This window comes from Oleiphilus sp. HI0079 (assembly GCF_001635105.1).
Map to the genome: position 1 here is coordinate 1 of NZ_LWFT01000567.1, position 1,406 is coordinate 1,406.

The 1,406-nt window shown below is 46.5% G+C and carries 3 protein-coding genes; 1 reads left to right on the forward strand and 2 read right to left on the reverse strand.

Translation table 11 applies throughout. The features are described 5' to 3' along the window. Both A3750_RS09295 and glpE read right to left on the reverse strand, forming a co-directional pair. Nucleotides 1-493 (reverse strand): hypothetical protein (locus A3750_RS09295; RefSeq protein WP_197474977.1); only part of this gene is annotated, 493 nt, incomplete at its 3' end. A 66-nt stretch (nucleotides 494-559) separates the two neighbouring features. Next, nucleotides 560-874: a thiosulfate sulfurtransferase GlpE gene (gene glpE, locus A3750_RS09300; RefSeq protein ID WP_068457341.1), complete on the reverse strand. Its 315-nt coding sequence runs from the start codon at nucleotides 872-874 to the stop codon at nucleotides 560-562. Nucleotides 875-1,035: 161 nt separating this feature from the next. Here glpE and A3750_RS09305 point away from each other — a divergent pair. Next, nucleotides 1,036-1,406, forward strand: a 371-nt coding sequence (locus tag A3750_RS09305; protein WP_197474978.1) for a glutathione S-transferase family protein, incomplete at its 3' end; no start/stop codon positions are given.

Sequence of the window (1,406 nt, forward strand, 5' to 3'; positions counted from 1 at the left end):
CATTGGCTGGCGTGTTAATCAGATCTCTTGTGAGCGATATTGCATCTACGACATTGGTAACTTCACTCAACATCGATTCGTCACTAATGGCAAGTTTTGCAACGGTCGCATCGGCTTTTTTGTACTGCTCGAACTGATAGGACGCCAAGCCCCAGCTAACAGCAAACCGAAACTGCAACAGGTTCGAAAGTTCTTGATCGATCGAGCTGTCATTCTCCAGCGCTGAAAAGTCTGCTTGATAGGTGTTTTCGGGTAGTTGGGTCGGTAGATCGCCAGCGAGAAAAAAATCATTAAGGTCGCTTAGGCCGTAAACTGCCTGTGTAGATTGGGCTTCGGAGCTTGGCAGGATCAGCACACCTTTGCCCTTATAATTGTTTGCTTTGAACCACTGCTGAAGCTGTTCGGGTTGCGTTTCGCTCCATTGCTCGAACGACTCCTTCCTAACGAGGATGATTTTAGAGTCGGCGGATCCGTTTACGAGTGCGTCAGGCATAGTTTGTTCCTTGGATCTGTTCTTTGATTAGTGATGTTTCGATTAACGAAGAGCTTATTTTTCGGCTCAACGTGAGTATGGCTTTGTTCGCCATTCTTCAAACCCGCCATCGAGGCTGTAGGTTTCTTCAAACCCTTGTTCAAAAAAATACTCTGCCGCGCTCTGGCTAGAGTTGCCATGGTAGCAGCAAACAATGAGTGGCTTTTTAAGGTCTGTGGACTCAAGGTAGTGTGTGACGTTTGAGTTATCAACATGCACGGCCCCCTCGATATGTCCTTGGGAATAGGAAACCCGGTCTCGAATATCAATGATGTTGAGGTCGTTGGGTTTCTCGCCCAACCACTGCGCGAGTTCATCGCAACTGAGGTGCTTGAAATGCATTTTAAGAAGTCCACTAAGTTATCAATTCATTATACGCGTTGAGCGATGTGGTGCGAGCGATTGAGACAAGTATCTTGCCGCAAATGCTTACGTATTGCTTCCTTGGGTTAGATCAAAGTAATCTAAAGCTCGGCAAAACAAATAATAACGAGGATCTTGCTGTGAGCTTAATCTTATACGGATATCCAAATACTCGAGCACTGCGCGCTACATGGCTTCTTGAGGAGCTGGGGCTGGATTATCAATACCACTATATTGACCTTTTAAAAGCTGAAGCAAGAACGCCTGAATTTCTAGAAATAAATCCGGCAGGAAAGCTTCCAGCGTTGAGGACCGAAGGCGGAATCATCACCGAATCGCTTGCGATACTCAATTACCTTTGTGCTTTGAAACCAGAGGCGGAGCTGATTCCCACCTTAAGTCCTTTTCGCCGAGCTCAGTATGATCAGTGGTGCGCGTTTGCACTGACAGAGCTTGAACAGCCTATGTGGACGATCTCAAAGCATAAATTTGCCTTGCCTAAAGAACACCG